Genomic DNA, 1,642 nt, shown 5'->3' with positions numbered 1-1,642 from the left:
CGGCCCAGACTGTGTCAAAACCCATTTTTGGAGCGCTAGAATTTCGCTATCCAATGTTGGGGGTTGCGCAAAATGAAGCGTTTCGTTCGAGGCGACGATCGTAACCAGAGCTTTCTCCTTCCCGAAGCGCTTGATGATTACGTGACGGACACAAATCCGGTCCGCGTGATCGATGTCTTTGTAGAGGAACTTGATCTTAATGATCTCGGGTTCGAGGGAGTACAGCCTGCCTTGACTGGAAGACCGGCTTATCATCCTGAGGTGATGCTTAAGATCTATATCTACGGGTATCTCAATCGCATCCAGTCCAGTCGTCGTCTTGAACGCGAAGCGCAGCGAAACATCGAGCTGATGTGGCTCACTGGTCGGCTGGCACCGGACTTTAAAACCATAGCTCGGTTCCGTAAAGACAATGGCAAAGCTATCCGCAACGTCTGCCGGCAGTTTGTGATGCTATGCCAACGCCTGGACCTTTTCGCTGATGCGATCGTCGCGATCGACGGCAGCAAGTTCAAGGCGGTGAACCATCGCGATCGCAACTTCACGAGCGCCAAGCTCGAACGGCGCATGCGCGACATCGAATCAAGTATTGCTCGGTATCTTCAGGCGATGGACACGGCCGATCGTCAGGAACCTGCAATCGCGAAGGCCAAGACGGAGCGACTGCAGCACAAGATTGCAGCCTTGAAGGAGCAGATGCAACGTCTCAAGGAGATCGAGGTCCAACTCAAGGCGGCACCCGACAGACAGATATCGCTCACCGATCCGGATGCGCGTTCGATGAAGACGCGAGGAACGGGAGTCGTCGGCTACAACGTACAAACGGCCGTCGACACGAAGCACCATCTAATCGTCGCGCACGTCGTCACTAACGATGGTATTGATCGCGATCAGTTGACATCGACGGCCACGCTTGCTCGTGCTGAAATGGGCGTCGACAAAATCACTGCTGTTGCGGATCGTGGCTATTACAAGAGTGAAGAGATACTCGCATGCCACGAGGCTGGAATAACGGTGTTTGTCCCGAAGACGGTGACCTCGATGGCCACTGCTGATGGCCGCTTCGGGAAGGATGACTTCATTTACAACGCAAAGACGAACGAATATCGGTGCCCGGCTGGGGAGAGACTGATCTGGCGATTCTCGACCATTGAGCGCGGCTTGAAGATCAGTAAGTACTGGAGTTCGAATTGCCAACAATGTCCGTTGAAGGAGAGCTGCACGCCCAGTCCTCAACGTCGCGTGGCTCGTTGGGAACACGAAGCTGTTCTTGAGGATATGCAGACGCGACTCGATCGTGCGCCTGAGATGATGCGGATCCGGCGACAGACGGTCGAGCACCCGTTTGGCACGATCAAGGCATGGATGGGAGCCACTCATTTCCTAACTCGAACCATTGAGCGGGTAAGCACGGAAATGAGCTTGCACGTGCTTGCATACAACATCAAGCGAGTGACTAAGATACTTGGTTCAGAAGTTGTTATGAAGGCGATGCGGGCGTGATGCTCGCAGGAGTTGCTAATCCTCGGCGATAGAGTTCGTCGGCGACTTTGAATTCGGCATGTGCAACGAAAGACGCGACTTGCGCCGAGAAAGCGCTTTGTCAATTCGAGTGGCTGTGCGTTTTGACACGGTCTGGGCC

The 1,642-nt window shown here is 54.2% G+C and carries 1 protein-coding gene; it reads left to right on the top strand.

What is annotated here, in order from left to right; genetic code table 11:
• Window positions 1–72 precede the first annotated feature (72 nt).
• Entirely contained in the window at window positions 73–1,503 is a 1,431-nt protein-coding gene (locus AWB78_RS42435) for an IS1182 family transposase (protein WP_062613271.1), read from the top strand.
• Window positions 1,504–1,642 lie beyond the last annotated feature (139 nt).

The sequence above is a fragment of the Caballeronia calidae genome (assembly GCF_900044055.2).
GTDB lineage: Bacteria > Pseudomonadota > Gammaproteobacteria > Burkholderiales > Burkholderiaceae > Caballeronia > Caballeronia calidae.
Note: the sequence above shows the minus strand (reverse complement) of the source record. Positions and strands in the feature narration are given on the sequence as shown.

Coding starts and splice junctions, on each gene's coding strand:
- AWB78_RS42435 (WP_062613271.1), top strand. CDS start 73: ATGAAGCGTTTCGTTCGAGGCGACGATCGTAACCAGAGCTTTCTCCTT.